Annotated in this window: 23 protein-coding genes; 12 read left to right on the plus strand and 11 right to left on the minus strand. The window is 71.7% G+C overall.

Going from position 1 to position 23,526, the window contains the following annotated elements; genetic code table 11:
• The first annotated feature begins 597 nt into the window (after positions 1-597).
• The 4 genes from ACFC0D_RS14475 (at position 598) to ACFC0D_RS14490 (ending at position 4,439) form a co-directional block, all read left to right on the plus strand.
• Complete coding sequence (locus ACFC0D_RS14475; RefSeq protein WP_376434728.1) at positions 598-1,428, plus strand: glycosyltransferase family 2 protein; 831 nt, start codon at positions 598-600, stop codon at positions 1,426-1,428.
• Positions 1,425-2,441 (plus strand): glycosyltransferase family 2 protein, encoded by a 1,017-nt coding sequence (locus ACFC0D_RS14480; RefSeq protein WP_376434730.1) that lies wholly within the window; start codon positions 1,425-1,427, stop codon positions 2,439-2,441. Before ACFC0D_RS14475 ends, ACFC0D_RS14480 begins: the two co-directional genes overlap by 4 nt.
• 20 nt (positions 2,442-2,461) lie before the next feature.
• Positions 2,462-3,235: a polysaccharide deacetylase family protein gene (locus tag ACFC0D_RS14485; RefSeq protein ID WP_376434781.1), complete on the plus strand. Its 774-nt coding sequence runs from the start codon at positions 2,462-2,464 to the stop codon at positions 3,233-3,235.
• Positions 3,236-3,332: 97 nt separating this feature from the next.
• The gene (locus ACFC0D_RS14490) at positions 3,333-4,439 is read left to right on the plus strand and encodes a DUF5925 domain-containing protein (RefSeq protein WP_376434732.1); all 1,107 of its coding nucleotides are present in this window, start codon (positions 3,333-3,335) and stop codon (positions 4,437-4,439) included.
• A gap of 15 nt (positions 4,440-4,454) precedes the next feature.
• Here ACFC0D_RS14490 and ACFC0D_RS14495 read toward each other — a convergent pair whose 3' ends face one another.
• On the minus strand, positions 4,455-4,829 hold the full coding sequence (locus ACFC0D_RS14495) for a GntR family transcriptional regulator (protein WP_376434734.1): 375 nt from the start codon (positions 4,827-4,829) through the stop codon (positions 4,455-4,457).
• Positions 4,830-4,902: 73 nt separating this feature from the next.
• Between ACFC0D_RS14495 and ACFC0D_RS14500 the strand changes: the two genes are divergently transcribed.
• Both ACFC0D_RS14500 and ACFC0D_RS14505 read left to right on the plus strand, forming a co-directional pair.
• Entirely contained in the window at positions 4,903-5,820 is a 918-nt protein-coding gene (locus ACFC0D_RS14500) for a GNAT family N-acetyltransferase (RefSeq protein ID WP_376434736.1), read from the plus strand.
• The gene (locus ACFC0D_RS14505; RefSeq protein ID WP_376434738.1) at positions 5,801-6,286 is read left to right on the plus strand and encodes a DUF402 domain-containing protein; all 486 of its coding nucleotides are present in this window, start codon (positions 5,801-5,803) and stop codon (positions 6,284-6,286) included. Before ACFC0D_RS14500 ends, ACFC0D_RS14505 begins: the two co-directional genes overlap by 20 nt.
• On the opposite strand, the gene ACFC0D_RS14510 is transcribed toward ACFC0D_RS14505, so the two are convergent.
• The 5 genes from ACFC0D_RS14510 to ACFC0D_RS14530 all read right to left on the minus strand — a co-directional run bounded on the left by ACFC0D_RS14510 (position 6,273) and on the right by ACFC0D_RS14530 (position 10,244).
• Positions 6,273-6,686 carry a DUF6299 family protein gene (locus ACFC0D_RS14510; protein ID WP_376434740.1) on the minus strand — a complete coding sequence of 138 codons (414 nt, stop codon included), beginning with the start codon at positions 6,684-6,686 and terminating at the stop codon, positions 6,273-6,275. The two genes, ACFC0D_RS14505 and ACFC0D_RS14510, sit on opposite strands and share 14 nt — an antisense overlap.
• Positions 6,687-6,762: 76 nt before the next feature.
• Positions 6,763-7,224, minus strand: coding sequence for a GNAT family N-acetyltransferase (locus ACFC0D_RS14515; protein WP_376434743.1), 462 nt, complete (start codon positions 7,222-7,224; stop codon positions 6,763-6,765).
• 9 nt (positions 7,225-7,233) lie between these two features.
• Positions 7,234-8,718, minus strand: a complete 1,485-nt coding sequence (locus ACFC0D_RS14520; RefSeq protein WP_376434745.1) for a tripartite tricarboxylate transporter permease — start codon at positions 8,716-8,718, stop codon at positions 7,234-7,236.
• Positions 8,719-8,721: 3 nt separating this feature from the next.
• Positions 8,722-9,264 carry a tripartite tricarboxylate transporter TctB family protein gene (locus ACFC0D_RS14525; protein WP_376434747.1) on the minus strand — a complete coding sequence of 181 codons (543 nt, stop codon included), beginning with the start codon at positions 9,262-9,264 and terminating at the stop codon, positions 8,722-8,724.
• Positions 9,261-10,244, minus strand: coding sequence for a Bug family tripartite tricarboxylate transporter substrate binding protein (locus tag ACFC0D_RS14530; protein WP_376434749.1), 984 nt, complete (start codon positions 10,242-10,244; stop codon positions 9,261-9,263). The genes ACFC0D_RS14525 and ACFC0D_RS14530 overlap by 4 nt, the downstream gene beginning before the upstream one ends.
• Before the next feature lie 122 nt (positions 10,245-10,366).
• Between ACFC0D_RS14530 and ACFC0D_RS14535 the strand changes: the two genes are divergently transcribed.
• Positions 10,367-11,035 (plus strand): response regulator, encoded by a 669-nt coding sequence (locus tag ACFC0D_RS14535; RefSeq protein ID WP_376434751.1) that lies wholly within the window; start codon positions 10,367-10,369, stop codon positions 11,033-11,035.
• A gap of 12 nt (positions 11,036-11,047) precedes the next feature.
• Here ACFC0D_RS14535 and ACFC0D_RS14540 read toward each other — a convergent pair whose 3' ends face one another.
• Positions 11,048-11,662, minus strand: coding sequence for a hypothetical protein (locus ACFC0D_RS14540; protein WP_376434753.1), 615 nt, complete (start codon positions 11,660-11,662; stop codon positions 11,048-11,050).
• A 147-nt stretch (positions 11,663-11,809) separates the two neighbouring features.
• Between ACFC0D_RS14540 and ACFC0D_RS14545 the strand changes: the two genes are divergently transcribed.
• Both ACFC0D_RS14545 and ACFC0D_RS14550 read left to right on the plus strand, forming a co-directional pair.
• The gene (locus ACFC0D_RS14545; RefSeq protein WP_376434755.1) at positions 11,810-12,601 is read left to right on the plus strand and encodes an alpha/beta fold hydrolase; all 792 of its coding nucleotides are present in this window, start codon (positions 11,810-11,812) and stop codon (positions 12,599-12,601) included.
• A gap of 257 nt (positions 12,602-12,858) precedes the next feature.
• On the plus strand, positions 12,859-13,872 hold the full coding sequence (locus ACFC0D_RS14550; RefSeq protein WP_376434757.1) for a lytic polysaccharide monooxygenase: 1,014 nt from the start codon (positions 12,859-12,861) through the stop codon (positions 13,870-13,872).
• 10 nt (positions 13,873-13,882) lie between these two features.
• Here ACFC0D_RS14550 and ACFC0D_RS14555 read toward each other — a convergent pair whose 3' ends face one another.
• The 3 genes from ACFC0D_RS14555 to ACFC0D_RS14565 all read right to left on the minus strand — a co-directional run bounded on the left by ACFC0D_RS14555 (position 13,883) and on the right by ACFC0D_RS14565 (position 19,598).
• On the minus strand, positions 13,883-14,743 hold the full coding sequence (locus tag ACFC0D_RS14555; protein WP_376434759.1) for an esterase/lipase family protein: 861 nt from the start codon (positions 14,741-14,743) through the stop codon (positions 13,883-13,885).
• Between the two features lie 191 nt (positions 14,744-14,934).
• Positions 14,935-15,894, minus strand: coding sequence for a hypothetical protein (locus ACFC0D_RS14560; RefSeq protein ID WP_376434761.1), 960 nt, complete (start codon positions 15,892-15,894; stop codon positions 14,935-14,937).
• On the minus strand, positions 15,891-19,598 hold the full coding sequence (locus tag ACFC0D_RS14565) for a DNA polymerase III subunit alpha (RefSeq protein ID WP_376434763.1): 3,708 nt from the start codon (positions 19,596-19,598) through the stop codon (positions 15,891-15,893). The genes ACFC0D_RS14560 and ACFC0D_RS14565 overlap by 4 nt, the downstream gene beginning before the upstream one ends.
• A 148-nt stretch (positions 19,599-19,746) precedes the next feature.
• Between ACFC0D_RS14565 and ACFC0D_RS14570 the strand changes: the two genes are divergently transcribed.
• The 3 genes from ACFC0D_RS14570 (at position 19,747) to ACFC0D_RS14580 (ending at position 22,750) form a co-directional block, all read left to right on the plus strand.
• Positions 19,747-20,784 (plus strand): DUF3533 domain-containing protein, encoded by a 1,038-nt coding sequence (locus ACFC0D_RS14570; RefSeq protein WP_376434765.1) that lies wholly within the window; start codon positions 19,747-19,749, stop codon positions 20,782-20,784.
• Positions 20,785-20,883: 99 nt separating this feature from the next.
• Positions 20,884-21,825: a GNAT family N-acetyltransferase gene (locus ACFC0D_RS14575; RefSeq protein ID WP_376434767.1), complete on the plus strand. Its 942-nt coding sequence runs from the start codon at positions 20,884-20,886 to the stop codon at positions 21,823-21,825.
• A gap of 43 nt (positions 21,826-21,868) precedes the next feature.
• Entirely contained in the window at positions 21,869-22,750 is an 882-nt protein-coding gene (locus ACFC0D_RS14580) for an alpha/beta fold hydrolase (protein WP_376434769.1), read from the plus strand.
• Here the strand turns inward: ACFC0D_RS14580 and ACFC0D_RS14585 are convergent.
• A complete protein-coding gene (locus ACFC0D_RS14585; RefSeq protein ID WP_376434771.1) occupies positions 22,729-23,427 on the minus strand; it encodes a hypothetical protein in 699 nt (232 codons plus the stop codon). The two genes, ACFC0D_RS14580 and ACFC0D_RS14585, sit on opposite strands and share 22 nt — an antisense overlap.
• Between the last annotated feature and the right edge of the window lie 99 nt (positions 23,428-23,526).

Genomic DNA, 23,526 nt, shown 5'->3' on the forward strand with positions numbered 1-23,526 from the left:
CAGCGCATCCGGCTCACTGGAAGTGTCCATGCCAAGAATCCTTGGCGAGAAGTTGCCGACCCCTCGTCAGGGACCGTCGAAATCAAGCCAGCTGATGGATCATGTGGAGCCGGCCGCCGCGAACAGTCGAACGCGACCCCAAATGAATTCGCACGGCATTACTCAGAAGTTTCTTTCAACCCCAATGGCAACATTGGGCAAACGGATTGTGAAAATCCGATCGGGACGGTTCCGTATCTGACCGCCGAAGGCTCGCCAATTAGCAGAAACGGGAGTCGTCGATCCAGGACTTGCCATACAGTCGCATTCATCAATACCGTCGTACATCTCACCCGCATCGGTCCATCGGCAAAGCGGCTCAGGGGAGGGCTCTAGCGTCGCGATGGTCCCGGAGCGGGGCGCGGTAGGGGGGTGCTGTGCTCGGCGCACACAGGTGTGTCGCCGAGTCGCGTGCCGCGCGGCTTGAGATGCCAACTCACCCATGCCATATGGCGATTGCTGCCGTGCGGCCGGGGTGAGGACCCCCCTTTCGAACCGGACAGACCACCGGACAGCCCGGGGGCGGGCGGTCCACCGGACGAGAGGGAAACACCAGCCATGAGCTCATTCCTGCGCCCGGCCGTCACCGGCCATGATTCCGCGGACCAGAGCCTGATAGCCGCTCAATACAAGGCGATCACCTCGCATTTGGCGATCACGCCGCCGGTGAGTGTCGTCATCCCCGCGATGAACGAAGCGGAAAATCTTCCCTACGTCTTCAAGACGCTTCCGGACTGGATCCACGAAGTCGTTCTCGTCGACGGGAACTCCACCGACGACACCGTTCGGGTCGCCCGTGAATTGTGGCCCGACGTCAAGGTCGTCAAGCAGGTCGGCAAGGGCAAGGGGGACGCCCTCATCAGCGGATTCGCCGCCTGCACCGGCGACATCATCGTGATGGTCGACGCGGACGGCTCGGCGGACGGCCAGGAGATCGTCTCCTACGTCTCCGCCCTGGTCGGCGGCGCCGACTTCGCCAAGGGATCCCGCTTCGCCAACGGCGGCGGCACGGACGACATGACGCCGGTCCGCCGGCTCGGCAACTGGGCGCTGTGCGCCCTGGTCAACCGGAAGTTCGGCGCCCGCTACACCGATCTCTGCTACGGGTACAACGCCTTCTGGCGCCGCTGCCTCGACGAGATCACCCTGGACTGCACCGGCTTCGAGATCGAGACCCTCATCAACATCCGGGTCGTCAAGGCCGGGCTGAAGGTCCAGGAGGTGCCGAGCCACGAGTATCTGCGCATCCACGGCGTCAGCAACCTCAACGCCGTCCGCGACGGCATCCGGGTCCTCAAGGTCATCCTCAAGGAGAAGGGCGTGAGACGTGCGGCGCGCCGCCGGCCCACCGCGTTCTCCGTCAACATCCCCCGAGGAGAGGCGTCTTGAGCGACCGCCGGTTCTCGGTCGTGATCTGCGTCTACACGGAGGAGCGCTGGGAGGACATCCTCGCGGCGGTCGACTCCGTACGGAGGCAGTCGCATCCGGCGCTGGAGACCCTGCTCGTCGTCGACCACAACGAGCAGCTCCTGGCCCGGCTGACCGAGGAGTTCAAGGACGAGGCGGTACGTGAGGAGGTGCGGGTGCTCGCGAACGCGGGCCCCCGCGGCCTCTCCTCCGGCCGCAACACCGGAATCTCCGCGTCCCGCGGCGAGTTCGTGGCCTTCCTCGACGACGACGCCGTCGCCGAGCGGGACTGGCTGCGGTACTTCGCCGCGGGGTACGAGGACCCGGACGTGATGGCCGTCGGCGGCCGGACCCTGCCCGCCTGGGCTTCGGGAAGGCGGCCGGTCTGGTTCCCCGAGGAGTTCGACTGGGTCGTCGGCTGCACGTACCGGGGTCTGCCGCCGGGACTGGTCCAGGTACGCAATGTGCTGGGAGGAAACGCCTCCTTCCGGCGTACGGCCTTCGACGTCGCGGGCGGCTTCGCCACCGGCATCGGACGGGACGGCGACAAGCGACCGCTGGGCTGTGAGGAGACGGAGCTGTGCATCCGGCTCTCCCAGGCACTCCCCGAGGCGGTGCTGCTGATCGACGACCGGTCCGTCATCCACCACAAGGTCCCGGCCGCCCGCGAGCGATTCGGCTACTTCCGCAGCCGGACGTATGCCGAGGGGATCTCCAAGGCGCTGGTCTCCAGGAGCGTCGGCGCGAACGAGGGCCTGGAGGCCGAACGGCGGTACACCACCCGGGTGTTGCCCGCGGGCGTCGTGCGCGGACTGCGTGACGCCGTGCTCGGCCGCCCCGGCGGCGCGGGCCGGGCGGGCGCGATCGTGGCGGGCGTCGTGGTGGCGGCCGGCGGGTTCGTACAGGGCGCGCTGCGGGTGCGCCGGGGCGGGGCGACGTTCTCCTCGGGCCCGATCCCGACGTGGTCGGACTCGGCATCGGAGGCGGCCGCGTGACCGAACCCGTACCGATCCTGATGTACCACGCGGTGGACCCCCGGCCCGCTCCGGCGACGCACCGGCTGTCCGTCTCGCCCGAGGCGTTCGCCGAGCAGATGGCGGTGGTGGCCGACCAGGGTCTCACCCCGCTCACCACCACCGACCTGGCCACGGCCTGGCGCACGGGCGGAGCCCTGCCCGCGCGCCCGGTCCTGATCACCTTCGACGACGGTTACGAGGGGGTGCACCGGCACGCCCTGCCGGCGCTGGCCAAACACGGCTTCGCCTCGACGCTCTTCGTCTCCACGGGCTGGCTGCGCGGAGCGTACGACGAGGGCGGGGCCCTGGACACCATGCTCGACTGGGACCAGGTCCGTGAACTGGCCGCCGCCGGTACGGAGATCGGCGGCCACACCCACACGCATCCGCAGCTCGACCAGGTCGACGACCGGCGGCTCTGGTACGAGACCCTGCGCTGCAAGGAGATCGTCCGCGAGGAGCTGGGGAAGGCTCCGGTGTCGTTCGCCTACCCGTACGGGTACTCCAACCGGCGCGTCCGGCGGACGGTCCGGGCGGCCGGCTACGCCCAGGCCCTGGCGGTCGGCAACGCGACGGCGCGGCGCGCTCAGGGGCCGTACGCCCTGGCGCGGGTGACCGTCCGGCGGTCCACCGGCATCGAGGAGTTCGAGCGGCTTGTGGAGGGCCGGGCGATCGGGCGCACCTTCGCCGCGGACCGGGCGCTGACCAAGGGGTACGCGGTGGTACGCAGGGCGCGGGGGGCGCTGCGGGCGGCCGGTCGGCAGGCGATCTGACCCCGAGGGTCGCGGTGGCCGCCACCGCCGCGACCCGTGGGATCGTCCCGTTCAAAACACCGTGCACGGAATGCCCGATTGCCGGATCATGGCCGTCATGTCTGCCACCATGCCGCCGTCCGAGCCGCAGCGAGCGCTGCCGATGCGACTCAACGTCGACGACAGCGACTCACCCGCCGACGTCGTCGACGCGCTGTTCCTCGGCCGCTTCGCGACCGGCGAGCAGCCGCACTCCCACAGCACCACCCTGGACCGGGTGAAGCCAGCCGCGACGCTCCTGCCGGCCGGGGCGAAGGTGCTGCGCGCCGCCAAGGACGACGACCGCAGCGCGGTGCTCGCCGAGGGCGAGGGCTGGACCCTGCTGATCTCCCGCTGGAACCGGGGCGCGGACGTCACCGTCACGGCGACCGGGGCGGAGCTGGCGGAGAAGGTCCTCAAGGAGGCGACGGACGGGGCGAAGGACGAGCCCGAGCCACAGCCCGAGAACGTGACGATGGGCTTCTGGTACGTGTCGCCGCGGCGCGGCCCGCACCGTACGACCCGTCAGATCAGTGCGGGGACGTGGGAGGAGATCCGGCCCAACTACACGGCGCCGGTCGCCGAGGCGATGGACCGGCTGATGAAGGTCACCCCGGACGACATCGCGGGGCGGCTGCTGCTGCTCCACGGGCCGCCGGGAACGGGCAAGACGTCCGCGCTGCGCACGCTCGCCCGGTCGTGGCGGGACTGGTGCCAGGTGGACTGCGTCCTGGACCCGGAGCGGCTCTTCAACGACGTCGGCTATCTGATGGACATCGCGATCGGTGAGGACGAGGGCACGGCGAAGGGGCGGTGGCGGCTGCTGCTCCTGGAGGACTGCGACGAGCTGATCCGCGGCGAGGCGAAGCACACGGCGGGCCAGGCGCTGTCCCGGCTCCTGAACCTGACGGACGGGCTGCTGGGCCAGGGGCGCAACGTCCTCGTCGGCGTCACGACCAACGAGGACCTGGAGCGGCTGCACCCGGCGGTGGTCCGCCCGGGGCGGTGCCTGGCGCGAATCGAGGTGGGCGGGTTGACGCGTCGCGAGGCGGTGGGGTGGCTGGGTACGGAGGAGGGCGTGGGTCGCGAGGGCGCGACGCTGGCCGAGCTCTTCGCGCTCCGCCGCGGCACCTCCCCCGCGGCCATCCCGGACTCCCGCACCCCCGAAGCGGGCTTGTACCTGTAGGGGCGGGGTGCGGGATCAACTCCCGTACGCCGCCCGAAGCGCGTCCGTCACCGCCGAGGCCGCCGCCTCGCGGGTCAGGCCCAGACGCCTCGCCTCCGTCGCGTACGTCGCGGCCGCGCTCGCCGCCAGGCGCTCCGCCGCGTCGCCCGCCGCCGCGACGAACGTGCCGTTGCGGCCGCGCGTCTCGATCACCCCGTCCGCCTCCAGCGACTTGTACGCCTTGGCGACCGTGTTCGCCGCGAGACCCAGCTCCTCCGCCAGACCACGTACCGTCGGCAGCTTGTAGCCGACTGGCAGGGCACCGGAGCGGGCGCGCTTCGCGATCTGGTCGCGCAGTTGTTCGTACGGGGCGGTCGACGAGTCCGTGTCCACGGTAATTCGCAATGTCACGGCCCGATTCTGCCCCCGCCCCGGGAAAAAAGGGGAGGCGGCCGCGCCACTTCGGCCCGTACCGTGCGACACCATGACTGTGATCGTCCGTGATGTACGACCTGAGGACGCCGAGGGATTCGCCCGCGTACGGCGCGCTGCCGTCCCGTTCATGCTGGCGAACGCCGCCCAGGTGGCCTTCGACTGGATCCACTCCCATCCCGAAGCGCACGCGCGTCCGCTGGTCGCCGAGATCGACGGTGAGATCGTCGGCACGTCCCAGCTCCGTATCGCGCACGACGCGCCCGAGGCCGGGGTCGGATCGGTCAACGTCTACGTCCACCCGGAGAAGCGGGGTCTCGGTGCCGGCACGCTGCTGGTGCGGGCCTCCGAGGAGCATCTCGCGCAGCACGGCGCGACGGTGCTCTACAGCTGGGTGCTCGACGAGCCGGGGTTCCGTGCCTTCGCCGAGCGGCACGGGTACGCCGCCCGCCGTTCCGCGCACTTCCTCCGCCTCGACCTGACCGCCGGCCTGCCGCCGCTCCAGGAGCCGCCGGCCGGTGTCGAGCTGCGGAGCGCCGCCGAGTTCGCCGCCGATCCCCGTCCGCTCTTCGTGCTCGACGCGCTGACCACGGCCGACGAGCCCGGCGACGTCGGCGCCGAGCTGACGGACTACGAGCACTGGCTGTCGACCACGTGGAACCACCCGCTGTTCGACCCGGAGCTGACCACGGTCGCGGTCGTCGACGGCCGCCCCGTCGCGTTCAGCGCCGCGCAGACCGACGGGCAGGGGCGATACAGCACCGGGATGACCGGCACCGACCCGGCCTTCCGCGGGCGCGGGCTGGCCAAACTCGCCAAGAACCTCTCCCTGCACCGGGCGCGAGCGGCCGGATGCACGGAGGCGTTCACCGGGAACGACGCCGGCAACGAGCCGATGCTGGCGATCAACAAGTGGTTCGGCTACGAAATCTGCGCAACGGAGGTACGTCATGCCCGCACGCTCGGTTGAGGTTGTGCTCGTGAAGGCGGGCCGCACGAAGATCCGCTATCCCGCCGAGGTCCTCACCGACGCCGGCACCCGGCTGTCGGTCCGCGCTCCGTGGGCGGCCGAGGGGGTGCGGGACTTCGGCTTCGTACGGTTCGAGCCGGGTGACATGTTCGTGGAGCACTACTGGCGGGACCGCTGGTACGCGGTGAAGGAGGTCCGTTCCTCCGACGGGACGCTCAAGGGCTGGTACTGCGATGTGACCCGGCCGGCCGTGATCGACGGCGCCGAGGTCGTGGTCGAGGACCTGGACCTGGATCTGTGGGTGTCGGCGGACGGCAGCGAGGTGCTGCGGCTCGACGAGGACGAGTTCGAGGCGAGCGGCCTGGCCGCCTCCGACCCGGAGGCGGCGGCCTGCGCGGTCGCGGCCCTCGACGAGCTCGAGGTCCGTGGCAGGGAGGGCCTGGTCGCCCTGCTCAGCGCAGGGTGACGTCCGAGTCCTTCACGGCGAGGAAGCCGGGCAGCGGAACGCCCAGCGGGCCGGTGGCCGTGAGCTGCATCAGGGTGGCCTTCACCCGGGCGTCCCCCGCGCGGTAGCCGGGCTCCTTCACGACGGCCGTGTTGGACCAGGTGTGCTCCAGGCCGTCGCAGACGGCACGGGTGCCGCCGATCCCGGCGGAGCGTCCCTCCTGGACGAGTGTGCTGCTCACGAAGACCGGACCGGAGCTGTCGTCGAGACAGCGGTACGTGCCGGAGACGGTGACCGTGCCGTCGTCGGCGACGGTTCCGTGGCCGGCGACGGAGAGCTCGTCGCCGGGGCCGGCGTGGGCGGCGGGCGCGGCGGCGGCGACCAGCAGGATGCCGGCGGCGAGGGCGAGGCGGAGTCGCATCGGGGATGTCCCTTCGGGGGTGGGGGGTGGTGTCGCCCGCCAGGGATATCGGATCAAGCCGCCCACTGTCCGAAACTCACCCTATCGGGGGCGAGTTGAAGTGCTTGCGGTAATGAATACGGTCGTACGGGCCGTCCAGCCTCCGTTCGACGACCTCGTAGCCGTACCGCTCGTACATCTTCTGGTTCTCCCACATCATCGCGTTGGTGAGCAGCCGCACCTCGGGGAGTCCGAGTTCGCGGGCGCGGGACTCCACGAAGGCGAGCAGACGGCGGCCGAGGCCCGTGCCCTGTGCGTCGGGGTGGACGGCGATGTTGTCGAGAAACAGGTGGTCGGCCTCGGTCCTGAGGACCACGAGACCGACCACCGGGTCGCCGGCGACGAACACCCTCCCCGCGGCCACGTCCGCCGCGTGGTCCGCCTCCATCGGGGCCGGCACGACGCCGATCCGTTCGATGTAGTGGTGATAGGCCGCGTCGGTCACGGCCTTCACCCGGGGAACGTCGCTCTGGGCAGCGAGCCGGATGTCCTGTGTCATGCCGACACGTTAACGCCGGCGGATGATCACCTTCTTCAACAGGGGCCAGGCAAGGAGGACGGCGATGACGGCGTACACGGTCACCGAGAACGGCGTGTCGACCAGCCCCGTGAGCGACCCGTCGCTGATCTGCAGGGCGCGGCGCAGCTGCTGTTCGGCGGCCGGGCCGAGGATGACGCCGATCACGGCGGGCAGGACCGGCAGGCCGTAGCGCCGCATGCCGAAGCCGATCAGGCCGATGATCAGCAGAAGGACCAGGTCGAGCGCCTCGCCGCCCACCGCGTACGCGCCGACGGCGGCGAAGAAGAGGATGCCGGCGTAGAGGTACGGACGCGGGATGCGGAGCAGCTTGGCCCAGACGGGCGCGAGCGGCAGGTTGAGCGCGAGCAGCAGGACCATGCCGACGAAGAGCGAGGCGATCAGGCCCCAGACCAGGTCGGGTTCGCGCTCGAAGAGCAGCGGGCCGGGCTGGATGCCGTACTGCTGGAAGGCGGCGAGCATGACGGCGGCGACGGCCGTCGTCGGCAGGCCCAGGGTCAGCATGGAGACGAGGGTGCCCGCGGCCGAGGCGGAGGCGGCGGACTCGGGTCCCGCGACGCCCTCGATGGCACCCTTGCCGAACTGGTCCTTGTGCTTGGAGAGCCGCTTCTCGGTGACGTACGACAGGAAGGTCGGGATCTCCGCCCCGCCGGCCGGGATGGCGCCGAACGGGAAGCCGATGACGGGGCCGCGCAGCCAGGACTTCCAGGTGCGCCGCACATCGTCCTTGCCGAGCCACGGACGTCCGACCGGGATGGCCTCCCCCGCGGTGCGGCGCAGATGGGCGGCGACCCACAGGGCCTCGCCGATGGCGAAGAGGCCGACCGCGACGATCACGACGTCGATGCCGTCGGCGAGCTGGAGCGAGCCGAAGGTGAGGCGCTGCTGGCCGGTCATCTGGTCGAGGCCGACCAGGCCGAGGGTGAGGCCGATGAGGAGCGAGGCGAGCCCGCGGATGCGGGAGGAGCCGAGGACGGAGGTCACCGCGATGAACGCGAGGACCATGATGGCGAAGTAGTCGGGTGCGCCGATGTCGACGGCGAGCGCGGCGACGGTCGGGGCGAGGGCGACGAGCAGGAGCGTGCCGATCATGCCGCCGGCGAAGTGGCCGATGGCGGCTGCCGCGAGCGCCTGTGCGCCGCGGCCCGCCTTGGCCATGGGGTTGCCCTCCATGGCGGCGACGACGGCAGCGCTCTCGCCGGGGGTGTTGAGCAGGATCGAGGTGGTGGAGCCGCCGAACATGGCTCCGTAGTAGATGCCGGCGAACATGATGAAGGCGCCGGTCGGTTCGAGTCCGTACGTCACCGGCAGCAGCAGCGCGACCGCCATGGCGGGGCCGATGCCGGGCAGAACGCCGATGGCGGTGCCGAGAAGCACGCCGATCGCGGCCCAGAGCAGGTTGATCGGGGTGAGGGCCGTACCGAAGCCGTCGATCAGGGAGTTCAGTGAGTCCATGGGTCAGAGCACTCCCATCAGCGGGCCGCCGGGCAGCGGAACTCCGAGCAGGTTGTTGAAGACGACGTAGGTGAGGAGGGAGAGTCCGGCGGCGATCAGCGGGTCGCGGTGAAGGTGGCGGCTGCCGAGGGCGTAGGCCGCGCCCCAGAAGAGGAGGGCTCCGGAGACGGGGAAGCCGACCGGTCCGATGAGGACGGCGAAGGCGAGGAAGACTCCGGCGAGGAGCAGGACCGTACGCCAGTCGCTGGGCTCGGAGAGGTCGATGTCCTCGCCGCCCTCGGACTCGCCGCGGCCGCCGCGCAGGACGTCGATCGCGAGGAGGACGGCGACGACGAGCAGGCCGGCGCCGACGAGGACCGGGACGGTCTTGGGGCCGACGGGGCCGCGCTGGGCGATGTCGACGGTCATGGTGAGGGCGTCGGTGAGGACGAGGACGCCGATGGCGAAGAGGAGGAGGCCGACGCCGAGCTCGGAGTGCTCGCGCAGCCAGGACTTCTTCTCCGTGGTCGCCTTCGTCGTCTCCTTGGTCGTCGCTGTGTTGGTCACAGTCCGAGCTCCTTCAGTACCGAGCCGACCCGCTCGTCCTGCTCGGTGAGGAAGGTGCCGAACTCCTCACCGGGCAGGAAGGCGTCGTTCCAGTTGTTCTTCTTCAGCGACTCGCGCCACTCCGGGGAGTCGTGCAGCTGCTTCACCAGGCCGACGAGCTTGTCGCGCTCGGCGTCGGAGAGGCCGGGCGGGGCGACGATCCCCCGCCAGTTGATGAACTCGGTGTCGAGTCCGGCCTCGCGCAGGGTGGGGGCGTCCAGGCCGGGGATCCGCTCGGCGCCGGTGACGGCGAGGAGGCGCAGTTCGCCGGACTCGATCTGGTCGAGGTACTCGCCGACGCCCGAGACGCCGAAGGCGACCTTGTTGCCGAGGATGGAGGCGAGGAGCTCGCCGCCGCCGTCGAAGGGGATGTAGTTGACGCTCTTCGGCGCGATGCCGGCGGCCTGGGCCATCAGCATGGGGGCGAGATGGTCGGGTCCGCCGGGCGAGGAGCCGCCGCCGACGGGCAGCTTCCCGGGGGCCTCCTTCCAGGCGGCGAGGAGGTCCTGGATGGTCTTGTACGGGGAGTTCTTGCCGACCACGACGATGTCCTGCTCCATGGTGAGCCGGGCGATCGGAGTGGTGTCGGCGAGTGTCTTCGGGGTCTTGTTGGTGTGGACGGCTCCGACGACGCCGAGGCCCATGGACATGGCGAGCCGGCCGTTGCCGTGCTCGCCGACGAGCCGGGTCAGCCCGACGGTGCCGCCGGCGCCGGGCAGGTTGAAGACCTCGATGTCGGTGGTGAGGCCGGCGTCCTCGGCGTTCTTGGCCGCGGTGCGGGCGGTGATGTCGTATCCGCCGCCGGGTGTGTTGGGAACCATGAACCGCAGGCCCGGTATCTGGGTGCCGGTGTCGGAGCCGCCGCCGGTGGAGAGCAGGGGCGGCCCCACCAACACCAGCAGCGCGGCCCCGAGCAGGGCGAGGGGGGTGCGCAGACGCACGTGTGCCGCCTCTCGATAGGGGATGTGAAGTGGCCCACATGTTGCCTGCGCGTTAAGAAGCTGTCTCTCTTCCGCAATCAACGGACGTTGTGGTCCTTGTGGTCGCGACCTAGCGTGTCGGGGTGACAAAGGTGCTGGTGGTGGACGACGACTTCATGGTCGCGAAGCTGCACAGCCGTTATGTGGCGGCCGTGGACGGTTTCTCCGTCGTCGGGGTCGCGCACAGCGGCGCGGACGCGCTGCGTCTGGCCGACCGGCTGCGTCCGGATCTGGTGCTGCTCGACATCTTCCTGCCCGACATGGACGGCATCTCGGTCCTGCGCGAGCTGCGCGGGGCGGGTCTCGCGGTCGACGCCCTGTTCATCACGGCGGCACGGGACGCCGCCATGATCCGCTCGGCGCTGCGGGCGGGGGCGCTGCACTATCTGATCAAGCCGTTCAATCAGGCCGCCCTGCAGGAGCAGCTGCGGCACGTGGCCTCGCTGCGCACGCGCCTGGACGCGCTCGACGAGGCCCGCCAGGAGGACGTGGACCAGATCTTCGGGACCCGCCCGCCGGGCTCGCGCGAACTCCCGAAGGGCCTCGCAGCGCACACGGCGGAACTGGTGGACGGCATCCTGCGCGCGCACCCGGAGGGTCTGTCGGCGACGGAGTGCGCGGAGGCGGGATCGCTCTCCCGGGTCAGCGCGCGCCGCTATCTGGAGTACTTCGCGGAGACGGGCCGCGCGGAGATCACCTTGCGGTACGGAGGCACGGGCCGCCCGGAGCGGCGCTACCGACGGCTGGGGTAGCGCGCGCCGGGCTCAGGCCGGGGCCTCGTCCTCCTGAAGTCGCCGGGCGATCCACTCACGGGTCTCCTCGTCGACGTCCTCGTCGACGGCGAGAGCGGTGAGCGCGGCGCGGGCGCTGGGGAGTTCGCGGACGGCGAGGAGGGAGAGGGTGGCCCGCTCGACGGCCATCTGCCGGCGGATGTAGAGCGCGGCGAGCTCCGGGAACCAGGGGTCGAGGGCGTCGATGTCGTCGGCGATGCCGCACCAGTTCAGCGCGGGTTCGACGAGCCGGCCGACGATCCGCCACGTCCATGCCTGCGGGAAGTCAGTGGTGTCGAGGCCGTCGGCGGCGCAGGCGGCCTCGACCTCGGCCAGCTGTCCGACGGTGATACGGGGCAGGTCCTTCACGAGTTCGTGCAGGATCTCGTTGCAGTACCAGTCGTCGGGCGGGTACTCGTCGTCCGCGAAGAACTTGTCCTTGAGATGGATGCGCGGCTCCGGCTCGTCGAGCCGTGCGGGCGGCAGCCCGGCCTCCAGGACGCCACGGACCAGGGCCCACCGCTCGGGGGTCTCCTCGTCGGGCCAGTGCCCCCAGCTCCTCGGAAGCGCCCGCAGGCCCTCCCGGAAAAGGGGGGTGTCGTCGGTCATCCGTCCTCCGATCGGCGCCGGGAAGGCGCCCGTTGCCACCGCGGTCGACGCCGACGGCTGGACGCGGCTCCGTGCCGGGCGGGATCGTCCGGCCGGCGTCCGCTTCGAACATGGCCGGCTCTTCGAACGCTCTGAAATGATCGCAGCGTGACAACCGACTCCCCGCAGGTCCGCATTCCCACTCCCGACGGCGGTCGACTTCGGGCTGAGCGCAGCGGCGCCGGAAGCCCGGTCGTGCTCCTGCACGGCGCCGGCATGGACTCCCGCCTGTGGGACGCCGTCGTTCCCGAGCTGGCCCGCCACCACGACGTGATCCGTTACGACGCCCGCGGGCTGGGAGGCTCCACATCTCCGGGCAAGCCGTTCAGCGACGTCGAGGATCTGCGCGCCGTCCTCGACCACTTCGGCCTTCGTCAAGCCGCGCTGGTCGGGTTGAGCATGGGCGGGGAGACCGCGCTGGACTTCGTCCTCGCCCATCCGGAGCGCGTCACCGCCCTGGCCCTGGTCGGTGCCTCGGTCAGCGGTCACGTCTGGCCGCAAAGCCCTGAGTTGTCGGCCTACGCCATGGCCCGGCGCGAGCGGGAGACGGCCACCCTGGCCGAGCTGGAGCTGACGATCTGGGCTGCCATGGGCCGTACGGCTCCCGGAGGAGAACTCATCGAGACGATGGTCGCCGCGAACGCCGAGCGGCGCGTTGTGAGCGAACAGCACTGCGTTGTCTCCACGGGCCGTGATGCCGAACCCCACCTCGGGGACATCACCGCGCCGACGCTGGTCGTCCACGGCCACCACGACCACCCGGAGATCGCGGTGATCGCCGAACGACTTGTCACCGACATCCCCGGCGCCCGCGGCGAGACGATCCCGGACGCCGACCACTACCTGCCACTCCGTACGCCCGAACGTCTCACCGAACTGCTGCTGTCGCACCTGCCCTGACAGTCGGATGCGGCTCCCCACGGGAGCCGCACAGGGAGCCGACGAACACGTCGCCGGCCGGACGCCACGGGCGGGAAACGCCGGTCCCACCAGCGCCTCGACGCAGGACACCGGCGGCTTCCTCAGCCCCTTCTTACCTCCGCCTTAAAGGCGCCCTAAGGATCGCCTCCTCGCCCTCTCCACCGGCCTTTTCGGCCTTCTCGGCGGCTAGCTTGCTGGGCAACCCCACACCACCCTCGTGAAGGAGTTGTCCCCCCATGACCTCTCGCCGCCGTACGGCCGCCACCGTTCTCGCCCTCGGTGTCGCGCCGATCGCGCTCGCCGGGCTCGCCGCCGCGCCGGCCTCCGCGCACGGGTCGATGACCGACCCGGTGAGCCGGGTCTCGGCCTGTTACGCCGAGGGGCCGGAGAGTCCGAAGTCGGCGGCGTGCAAGGCGGCGGTCGCGGCCAGTGGGACGCAGGCGTTCTACGACTGGAACGCGGTGAACATCGCCAACGCCGCCGGGAAGCACCGCGAGCTGATCCCGGACGGCAAGCTGTGCAGCGCCGGCAACGACAAGTACCGCGGGCTCGACCTGGCCCGCGGCGACTGGCCGGCGAGCACGCTCGCCTCCGGCAAGCGCACCTTCCGCTACAAGGGGACCGCCCCGCACAAGGGTTCCTTCGAGCTGTACGTCACCAAGGACGGCTACGACCCCTCGAAGCCGCTGACGTGGGCGGACCTGGAGGCGAAGCCGTTCGCGACGGTGACCGACCCGCGGATGGAGAACGGCGACTACGTCTTCGACGGCACCGTTCCCAACAAGTCCGGCCGCCACCTGATCTACTCGATCTGGCAGCGTTCCGATTCCCCCGAGGCGTTCTACACCTGCTCCGACGTCGTGTTCGGGAAGGACAACGGCAACACGGGCGGCGCCCCGGCCCCGACGGCGTCCGCGCCGACCGACGAGGAGATCGAGGACGGGGAGGACAAGTCGTCCGTGGAGCACGGCGGGCACGGTGACGACAAGGCCGAGACCGGGGCGGAGGCGACGGCGGCCGCACCGGCCTCGCCGGCCGCCACGACGGCGCCCGCGTCCTCGGAGCCGGCCGCGCCCAACGCGCCCGCCGCCGCCGGTTCCGGTCCGGGCGAGAGCCTCGCCGAGACCGGGGGCGACGCCGCGACCCCGTACATCGCGGTCGGCGGCGCCGCCGTCCTGGCGCTCGGTGCCTCGCTGCTGTTCGCGGCCGTCCGCCGCAAGGCCGTGCCCGCGGGCCGGCACAGCCGCTGACGCCGTACGGTCAGCCGATCACGGACACGCAGGTGGTCGGGGTCGCACGGGCCGGGTCGAGAGCGTTCGTCACCTCGTGGAACGTGATCCGGTCCAGCGTCCCGATCGCCACGTGCTCCGAGAGGTCCAGCGCGCACTTGTCCTGGATGACGACGTTGGTGACGTTCGGACCGTCGAGGAACCCCGAGCGGTACGGGGTGACGACCTCGTCGTACTTGGTCGCGATGACCGTGTAGGTGACGCCCGGGACCGTGTCCCCGCCCTCGTTGAGCCGGGTGATGAACGGTGATCCCGCGATCTGGTCGGCGAGGCCCGGGGTGTTCGCGGTGATGAAGTCCTCGACACCCGGGAAGTACGGCAGCAGCTTGGTGAGGCCGAGGAGGGTCGTGCCGTGGTTGTCGGGGGCGATCCCGACGAGCGCGTTGACCTTCTCGGCCCCGCCGAGGAACTTGATGTAGTGGCGCGGCATCATGCCACCCTGCGAGTGGCCGACGAGGTCGGCCTCGGCGGCACCGGTGGCGGCGAGCACCTTGTCGACGTATACGTCGAGCTGCTCGGCCGACTTCTCGATCGGGCCAAGTCCGTGGAAGAACGGCACGTTCGGCAGCTGGCCGTAGTCGAGCGAGAAGACGCAGTAGCCACGGTTGACCAGGTAGGGCGCGAGGGCCAGCCAGTTGTCCACGGAGTTGCCGAAGGTGCCGTGGACGAGGACGACCGGACGGGGGTGGGCGGCGGAGGGCTTGCAGGAGAAGTCGTTCCAGCCTCGGCTCGGGGCGGCGGCGGCCTGGGCGGATGCGGTGGGCGCGAGGGTGGCGGCGGCGGTCAGCAGGAGGACCGAGAGGGTTCTGAGCGCGTGTTTCCAGGGCAGCATCGTGCGATCTCCTTGCGGCTCAAGGGAAATCTTTGATGAACGATGGCAGCGAGCCCTGCGGTCCGGACCACAAGTGGGGATGCTCTGCTTCTAGCCAAGCTACGCACGGGTAGCCTCGACTGGGAAGTTACGCGTCGGTAAAAAGTGACTTCTCGTCAATAAGGAGTAGTAGCAGGGCGTACGGGTGCAGGTCAGGCCGCCAGCGAGCCCGGCACGATCGCCCCGGGGCCGAACCTCGCCCGCGCCCGGTCCGCCACCGCCTCGATCCGACGGGCCTTCTCGTCCGCCGGGTCGAAGGTCAGCTGATGCGCGGCCCCCTCCGCGGGCGCGAGCCCCTCCGCACGCAGCGCGATCCCCCGCACCCGGGCCCGCTGCAGCCCGAACGAACCATGGATCGCGTACGCCAGCGCGGTGAGCGCCGCCGAGTGGGCGGTCGGCTCGGGCAGCGTACGGGTACGGGTGGTGGTGGACCGGTCCGCGTACCGCACGGTCACCGCGAGGGAGCGGCACACCTGCTTCTCCGTACGCATCCTGGCGCCCAGCTCCCCGGCGAGCGCGAGCAGCGCCCTGCGATGCGCCGAGTGGTCCAACTCGTCCCGGGAAAAGGTCTGTTCGGCCGCCATCGAGCAGGAGAGCGCGTTCGGTACGACGGCGCTGCGGTCGATCCCCCGGGCCCGCTCCACCAGCTCGCGGCCGGCCTTCGCGCCGACGAGCCGCTGGAGCACGGCGAGCGGCGCGTCCGCGACCCGGCCGATGGAGTCGAGTCCGTACGCGCAGAGGGTACGGGCGGTGGCGCGGCCGACCCCGTCGAGCGCGACGACCGGGCGTTCCCGCAGGAAGGCGGCCGGGTCCTCGACGACGAGGGTGACGCCGGGGCGGGCCTCGCGGGCCGCCATCCGGGCCAGCATCGGGTTCGACCCGGCCCCGATGACGCAGTCGACTCCGTACAGGGCGAGCGCCCTGACCCGGACCACCGAGGCCAGTTCGACCGGGCTCCAGCCGAAGTAGCGCAGCGCGCCGCGGACGTCGGCGAGCAGGGTGTCGGGCGGGGCGGCCTCGACGAGCGGGGTGAACTCACCGAGCAGCCCGACCAGCTGAGGGAGAAGCGCCTCTCCCGTGGATTCCAGCCGGAACCGTACACAGAGGATCATCCCGCGCTCCCCGGACTCTGGTGCCACAGCTTCCTTGACGGCGTCGCCGCGCCTTCACCGGCCGGCTTCAGGTCCGCCCAGGCGTTCATCTCGTAACCGGTCTCCATCGTGATCCGGCGGCCGCCGTCGCCGTTTCCGGTGGGCGTCGGCGTGGGCTCCGCGAGCCGTGCGCCCACCGCGTCCAGGCCGCCGGTGGCCCGCAGCTCCACCAGCTCGGCGAGGTTCCAGGCCGCGGATCCGACCACGCTGAGGCTGCGCGGGCCGCGCCGCTGCACCACACCCCGGACGAGGAGCAGCCAGGAGTGGAAGACGGTGTGGGCGCAGGCCTCGTGGGAGTCGTCGAAGAAGGCGAGGTCGACCAGGCCCGTACCGTCGTCGAGCGTGGTGAAGATGACCCGCTTTCCGGAGCGGATCGGCGGGGTCTGGGTGGCCGCCTTGGCGCCCGCGACCAGCACGGTCTGCCCGTGCGGGGCCTCGCGCAGCCGCTTGGCGGAGACCACGCCGAGTTCGCGCAGGAAGGCGTGGTGGTCGCCCATGAGGTGGCGCGAGGCGTCCATGCCGAGGACGCCCAGCTCGGCGCTGAGCCGCTCCGACTCGTCGAGGTCGGGCAGGCCGATGGGAGCGGTCTTCCGGCCCTGGGCGAGCGGGAGCTGACCACCGTAGGAGGCGGCCCCGCGCTGGACCCGGTGGAGTTCGGTCAGGTGCAGGAGCAGATCGCGGCGGTTGGCGCCGAAGGCGTCCAACGCGCCGACCTGCGCCAGCCGTTCGGCGACCGGTTTGCGCGGGCGGGACCGCTCCCAGAAGTCGAGCAGCGAGACGTACGGCTGGCCGGCCTCGATCCGCGCGCTCTCCGCCTCACTGATGCCGTGGACGTCGGCGAGGGCGAGCCGCAGGCCCCACCGCCGCGGCGGACCGGACACCAGTTCGATTCGGTGGGCTGCCGCCGAACGGTTCACATCCAGCGGCAGCACCGGCACCCCGCGCCGCCGCGCGTCCGCGAGCAGCAGCCGCTTCGGGTACATCCCCGGGTCGTGGGTGAGCAGCCCGGCGTAGAAGGCCGCCGGGTGGTGCGCCTTGAGCCAGGCCGACTGGTAGGTGGGGACGGCGAAGGCGACCGCGTGCGCCTTGCAGAAGCCGTACGAGCCGAAGGCCTCCACGATCTCCCAGGTGCGGGCGATGACCTCGTAGTCGTACCCCCGTCTCTCGGCCCGCCGGGCGAACCAGATCTTGATCCGGCCCTGCGACTCGGGATGCGAGAGCCCGCGCCGGACCTGGTCGGCCTCGCCCCGGCCGCAGCCGGTCATGATCCGCACGATCTCGATGATCTGCTCGTGGAAGACGACGACGCCGTACGTCTCCCTCAGCGCCCCCTCCAGGTCCGGGTGCGGGTAGCGGACGGGGGCCCGGCCGTGGCGGGCCTCGATGAACGGGCGGACCATGTCGGCGGCGACCGGCCCCGGCCGGAAGAGCGAGATGTCGACGACGAGGTCGTGGAAGGTGGCCGGCTGGAGCCGGCCGACCAGGTCGCGCTGGCCCGGCGACTCGATCTGGAAGCAGCCGAGGGTCTCGGTGGACTGGATGAGCCGGTACGTCGCGGGGTCGCCGGCCGGCACCTGCGCCGGGTCGTCGATGTCCAGCCGTTCGCCCGTGGCCCGCTGCACCTCCGCGACGGCATGGGCCATCGCGGACTGCATCCGCACCCCGAGGACGTCGAGCTTGAGCAGCCCGAGATCCTCCACGTCCTCCTTGTCGAACTGGGCCATGGGGAATCCCTCGCCGCTGGTGGGCACGACGGGGGTACGGGTGAGCAGCGAGGCGTCCGAGAGCAGCACCCCGCACGGGTGCATGGCGATCCCGCGCGGCAGCGCGTCGAGGGCCTCGACCAGCTCCCAGAGCTTGCCGTACGTCTGCTTCTCGCCCGCGAGTTCGCGCAGCTCGGGCAGTTCGTCGAGGGCGGCGAGCGCGTCCCGGGCCCGGATGTGCGGGAACGCCTTGGCGATCCGGTCGATCTCGGCCGGGTCCATGGAGAGGGCGGCGCCCACGTCCCGTACCGCGTGGCGGACCCGATAGGTCTCCGGCATGGCGACGGTGGCGACCCGCTCGGTGCCGAAGCGGTCCATGATCGCGCGGTAGACCTCCAGACGGCGGGCGGACTCCACGTCGATGTCGATGTCGGGCAGTGCGGTGCGGTTCTTGGAGAGGAAGCGCTCCATGAGGAGTCCGTGCTCGACCGGGTCGGCGTGGGCGATGCCGAGGAGGTGGTTGACGAGCGAGCCGGCACCGGAGCCGCGCGCGGCGACCCTGATCCCCATGCTCTTCACGTCGTCGACGACCTGGGCGACCGTCAGGAAGTAGGTGGCGAAGCCGTGGTGGGCGATGATGTCGAGCTCGCGGTGCATCCGGTCCCAGTACACGCGCCGGCCGGGACCTCGGTCGTACCCCCGCAGGACCATGCCGGCGGAGGCCCGGGAGGCCAGCACGCGCTGGGCGGTGCGGTGTGCGGCGCCGACGAGGTACGGCTCGGGAAAGTGGGCGGAGCCCATGCCGAGGTCGTCCTGGGGGTCGACCACGCAGCCGTCGGCGACCGCCATGGTCTGGTCGAGCAGTCGGTGCGCGGTGTCCCTGCGGAAGCCGGCCGCCTCGACGATCCGCTCGGCGGTGGCCAGCATGTCGCCGGCGTCCTTCAGCCAGGCCTCGCCGCTGTCGAGTTCCTTGCGGGGGTCGATGGGGACGAGACGGCGGGCGGAGTCGAGGACGTCGGCGACGGGGCCCTGGCCGGAGTCCGCGTACCGGACCGCGTTGCTGAGGACCGGGCGGACACCCTGCTCGGCGGCGAAGCCGACGGTGCGGGCGGCGAGCCGGAGCGAACCCGGGCCGGTGCTGGAGCGGCCGTGGTGGACCGCCTCCAGACGCAGGGCGTCGCCGTATCGCTCGCGCCAGGGGACGAGGAGCCGGGCGGCCCGGTCGGGGCGGCCCGCGGCGAGAGCCCGGCCGACGTCGGACATGGGACCGAGAAGCACGGTCAGGTCGTCGCCGTGGTTGGCGTCCCAGGGCAGCCGCGGCTGCTCCCCCTCCGTGTGAGCGGCGGTGATCATTCGGCAGAGCGCGGCCCAGCCGGCCGCGGAGCGGGCGAGGAGGACGACACGGGACGCGGACTCGTCGACGAAGGCGCCACCCCGCACGGGCACCCTCCGCGCGGAGGTTCCGGCCACCCGCACCGGCCACCCGGCCGCTCCGGAGCCCTGGGCGGATCCTCCGCCACCGCCGGACCCGGCCGCTCCCGCCCCGGAGGCGGACGCGCCGCCGCCGGAGGCTGACGGGACGGACGGGACGGCCCCGTCCGACGCGCGCCCCGCCGGACCGGAGCCGTTCGCGGCACGCACACCCGAGCCGTCGGACCCGGCCGCCCCCGCGCCGCCGAACCCGTTCACGGCGTACACCCGCGGACCACCACCGCCCTGCCCCCGCCCCGCCGGCGCAGGCGTCGGATCCGCGATCGCGAGGTCCACGCCGAACAGAGGGCGCACCCCCGCCTCCGCGCAGGCCTTCGCGAAGCGGACCACGCCCGCGACCGTGTCCCGGTCCGTGAGCGCCAGGACGTCCATGCCCCGTTCGGCGGCGCGCTGGGCCAGCCGCTCGGGGTGCGAGGCGCCGTAGCGCAGGGAGAAACCCGATGCGGTGTGCAGATGCGCGAACCCCGGCATGTGCACCTCCCACATCGATTCGTACGTATGTTCCCACCCCCTCCTTCTCACCCTAACTCATTTCGAACGTGCGTACGATACGCCGCGCACATCATCCGTTCGGACCATCCCACCTGCGCAAACACCACCACCCCCGGAGCGTGGGGGCATGAGTCTCGCCGCTGAACTGAAGAGTGCCGTCACCCCGCGAGCAGCCCTGCTCGTCATCGGTGTGTTCGCCCTCCAGCTGCTGTTCATCACCTCGTACGTCGGGGCGCTGCACAACCCGAAGCCGAGGGACGTGCCCTTCGGTGTGGTCGCACCCCCACAGATCTCCGCCCAGCTCGTCCGGCAGCTGGGCGGACTCCCCGGCGAGCCGCTGGACCCCCGCACGGTCACGGACGAGGCCGAGGCCCGGAAGCAGATCCTGAACCGGGAGATCGACGGCGCCCTGGTGGTGCACCCGGCCAGGACCACCGACACCCTGCTCGTCGCCTCCGGCGGCGGCACCGTGCTCTCCTCCGCCCTGGACACCCTCTTCACCAGGCTCGAGGGCGCCAACCAGCGCACCATCAGGACCGTCGACGTGGCACCCGCCTCCCCCGAGGACTTCGACGGCCTCTCGGCCTTCTACCTCGTCGTCGGCTGGTGCGTCGGCGGCTACATCTGTGCCGCCATCCTCGCCATCAGCTCGGGCGCGCGACCCGCCAACCCCGAGCGCGCGATCATCCGTCTCGGGGTGCTCGCGGTCTACGCGATCCTCGGCGGCCTCGGCGGCGCGGTCATCGTGGGTCCGATCCTCGGCGCCCTGCCGGGCAGTGTCGCGGCGCTGTGGGGCCTGGGCGCCCTCGTCGTCTTCGCGGTCGGCGCGGCGACCCTGGCCCTGCAGTCGGTCTTCGGCATCGTCGGCATCGGTCTCGCGATCCTGCTGATCGTGGTCGCGGGCAACCCGAGCGCCGGCGGCGCCTTCCCGCTGCCGATGCTGCCACCGTTCTGGAACGCGATCGGCCCCGCCCTGCCCCCGGGCGCCGGGACCTGGGTGGCGCGCTCGATCGCGTACTTCAAGGGCAACGACGTCACCGGCTCGCTGCTGGTGCTCTCCGCCTGGGCCGTCGTCGGCAGCTCGATCACGCTGGTGATGTCCTCGCTGAAGCACAAGCCCGCGCCGGAGCCGCAGGCCGAGGAGCCCGGCGCGGCCACCGCGTGAGAGGCCGGCGGCCGACCCGACCTCGAAATCCCTTGGCCCGTCGGCCACTCGACGGTTAGGTTCGCGAGGTAGACCACCTCCGAACCGACAAGGCTCTCTGTGACATTCGTTCGCCCCGCCCGTCCCGACGAACTCCCCGCCCTGGTCGAGCACTCCGGTGACACCGAGCGCAACGCCGCCACCCGTGCGTACCTCACCCAGCTTCTCGACAACGCGTGCACCCGGCCCGAATGGTGTCTGGTGGCCGAGGACGGCGACGGACGGCTCACCGGCAGCGTGGTGCTGTGGACCATACCGGGACACGAAGTCCCGCTCGCCGTCGTGCTGTTCGAGGCTCCGGCGGACTCGCCGGAGACCGCGACCGCGCTGCTCGACGCGGCGGCCGCCAAGGCGAGGGAGCTGGGCGCGACGGATCTGGAGCATGTCGTCGACTCCCCCGCCCAGGCCCCGCAGTTCCAGCGGGACCCGGAGCGCCGGGGCGAGCTGCTGCGGAACGCCGGCTACGAAGCGGTCCGCGACGGGCGCCGGTTCAGCCTCCCTAACCCCGGTGGATCCGGTGACCTGCCCGCCGACGACCCCCGGCTGACCTTCCGCTCGCTCGCCGAACTCGGCCCCGAGCCCTTCGTCGCCGTCCTGGCGGAGCTGCTCGCGGACACCGCGGACGCCCGGCTCGCGGCGGACGTACGGCAGCACGGCGCCCGGCGCGCGGCGGAGCTGCTCTTCGAGGAGACGGCAGAGCTGAAGCACGAGCCCGAGTGGTGGGAGCTCGGCTACGACGCGGACGGCACCGTCGCCGTGATCAGCCTGCCCGCCGAGAACCCCAGCGTTCCGGTGATCGGCTTCGTCGGTGTCGCACCGGCCCACCGCGGCAAGGGATACGCGACCTCGGTCGTGGTCCGGGGCACCCGTGTCCTGGCCGCCGCGGGCGCCACCGAGATCCGCGGGGACTGCGACGCCGCCAACGTGGCGATGGCGAAGGCCTTCGAGCGAGCGGGGTACGTGAACTTCGCCGACCGCCTGGAGTTCGCCCGCACCCTCTGAGACGAGGTACGGGCGGCCGCCCCGGCCAGTACGCTGCGAGGCCATGGGCAAGCATGTGCGCACCGACGACGGCCGCCTGCTGATGGCCGAGGAATGGGGGAACCCCTCGGGCACCCCCGTACTGCTGCTGCACGGCACGCCGGGCAGCCGGCTGGGCACCGCGCTGCCCGACCTCGCGACCCACCATCCCGACGTCCGGTTCTTCGCCTACGACCGTCCCGGGTACGGCGGCTCGGAGCGGCTTCCCGGCCGCCGGGTCGCCGACGCGGCCCGGGACGCCGCGGCCGTCGCCGACGCGCTGGGGGTCGAACGCTTCGCCGTGGTCGGACGCTCCGGCGGCGCCCCGCACGCGCTCGCCTGCGCCGCCCTGCTGCCCGGCCGCGTCCGGGCGGCCGCTGCGCTGGTGACCATCGCGCCCCGGGACGCGGCGGGCCTCGACTGGTTCGCCGGCATGACACCGTTCAACGTCCGCGAGTACGGACTGGCCACCGAGTCGCCCGAGCTGCTCGACGAGGACCTCGCGGCGCGGGCCGCGGCCGTCCGGAAGGATCCGGAGGGTCTCGTCGAGGACCTGCGGGCCGAGCTGTCCGAGCACGACCTGCCGATCGTCTCCGACCCCGCCGTGCGCGCCACGCTGCTGCGCACCTACCGCGAGGCTCTCGGCACCTCGCACCACGGCTGGACCGACGACTGCCTGGCCTTCACCCGGCCATGGGGCTTCGAGGTCTCCGACGTGACCACCCCGGTCCTGCTCTGGCACGGCCTCGACGACGCGTTCTCGCCGCCGTCCCACACCCGTTGGCTGGCCGCACGGATCGCCGGATCCACCCTCGTCCTGGAGCCGGACGCCGGTCATTTCGCGGCGCAGTACGCGCTGCCCCGTGTTCTGGAGTGGTTGCGGGCTCAGGAGGACGGCGGCGCGTAGCCGCTCGCCCGGGCGCCCTCGAGACAGTTCATGATCCGCTCATGGCTGTCGCCCACCGTGTCGACGACCCGCACCCGGATGTAGAAGGCGTCGACCTCGGCGACGAAGCGCCGGGAGAAGGAGGCGACCGTCAGGGTGTCGTAACTTCCCGTGCCCACCAGCGGGAACCGGCCGAAGGAGACGATCTGGAAGTCCTCCTTGACGGTCAGCCCGGCCGCGGTCAGCACGTCCACCGCGCCGGCGACATCGGTCCAGGAGGCGGGGGCGGACTCTCCGGGAAGGACGATCCCGCACTCGTACCGCTCGATCACGGCGGTGTGCTGCCCTCCGTTGAGCAGTCCTACCCGCCACTCGTCCGCGCCGCTCCGCAGGTTCCCGCTCGCCCAGTCGGCCCGCAGCCCGAGGTAGGGCCGGACGGTTCGGGCGTACTGCGCCCGGCCCAGAACCGCGGCCGCGGCGACCGCGAGCAGGCTGCCCAGCGGCTCCATGTCCAGGAGTTGCAGCCGCCAGGGCCAGTCGGTCCTGGCCTCCTCCGTCATGTTGGCGCGCACGATCTCCCAGCCGAGGACGGCGGTGAGCAGCACGAGCAGCACGATCGGTGCCGTGTAGAGCAGCGGACTGCGCCGGACACGGCCTTGGGCGCGTGAGGCGTGTATCGCTCCGGGCCTTGACGTCACACGCTCTCCCCCGCCACGAGTCCATGCGTCGGGGGCCCCCGGCCCGGGGCGCCCCGGGGGCCCCACCTCCGTGGGGTAATCGTGGGAACGGGGCGCCCC

The sequence above is a fragment of the Streptomyces sp. NPDC056222 genome (genome assembly GCF_042264065.1).
Classification (GTDB): domain Bacteria; phylum Actinomycetota; class Actinomycetes; order Streptomycetales; family Streptomycetaceae; genus Streptomyces.

Bases quoted from the DNA above. Each gene is read 5' to 3' on its own strand.
- ACFC0D_RS14540 (WP_376434753.1), bottom strand. From the start codon at position 11,662: ATGACCGACGACACCCCCCTTTTCCGGGAGGGCCTGCGGGCGCTTCCG.
- ACFC0D_RS14560 (WP_376434761.1), bottom strand. From the start codon at position 15,894: ATGATCCTCTGTGTACGGTTCCGGCTGGAATCCACGGGAGAGGCGCTT.
- ACFC0D_RS14555 (WP_376434759.1), bottom strand. From the start codon at position 14,743: ATGCTGCCCTGGAAACACGCGCTCAGAACCCTCTCGGTCCTCCTGCTG.
- ACFC0D_RS14500 (WP_376434736.1), top strand. From the start codon at position 4,903: ATGACTGTGATCGTCCGTGATGTACGACCTGAGGACGCCGAGGGATTC.
- ACFC0D_RS14570 (WP_376434765.1), top strand. From the start codon at position 19,747: ATGAGTCTCGCCGCTGAACTGAAGAGTGCCGTCACCCCGCGAGCAGCC.
- ACFC0D_RS14520 (WP_376434745.1), bottom strand. From the start codon at position 8,718: ATGGACTCACTGAACTCCCTGATCGACGGCTTCGGTACGGCCCTCACC.
- ACFC0D_RS14510 (WP_376434740.1), bottom strand. From the start codon at position 6,686: ATGCGACTCCGCCTCGCCCTCGCCGCCGGCATCCTGCTGGTCGCCGCC.
- ACFC0D_RS14485 (WP_376434781.1), top strand. From the start codon at position 2,462: ATGTACCACGCGGTGGACCCCCGGCCCGCTCCGGCGACGCACCGGCTG.
- ACFC0D_RS14515 (WP_376434743.1), bottom strand. From the start codon at position 7,224: ATGACACAGGACATCCGGCTCGCTGCCCAGAGCGACGTTCCCCGGGTG.
- ACFC0D_RS14490 (WP_376434732.1), top strand. From the start codon at position 3,333: ATGTCTGCCACCATGCCGCCGTCCGAGCCGCAGCGAGCGCTGCCGATG.
- ACFC0D_RS14505 (WP_376434738.1), top strand. From the start codon at position 5,801: ATGCCCGCACGCTCGGTTGAGGTTGTGCTCGTGAAGGCGGGCCGCACG.
- ACFC0D_RS14550 (WP_376434757.1), top strand. From the start codon at position 12,859: ATGACCTCTCGCCGCCGTACGGCCGCCACCGTTCTCGCCCTCGGTGTC.
- ACFC0D_RS14475 (WP_376434728.1), top strand. From the start codon at position 598: ATGAGCTCATTCCTGCGCCCGGCCGTCACCGGCCATGATTCCGCGGAC.
- ACFC0D_RS14580 (WP_376434769.1), top strand. From the start codon at position 21,869: ATGGGCAAGCATGTGCGCACCGACGACGGCCGCCTGCTGATGGCCGAG.
- ACFC0D_RS14565 (WP_376434763.1), bottom strand. From the start codon at position 19,598: ATGCCGGGGTTCGCGCATCTGCACACCGCATCGGGTTTCTCCCTGCGC.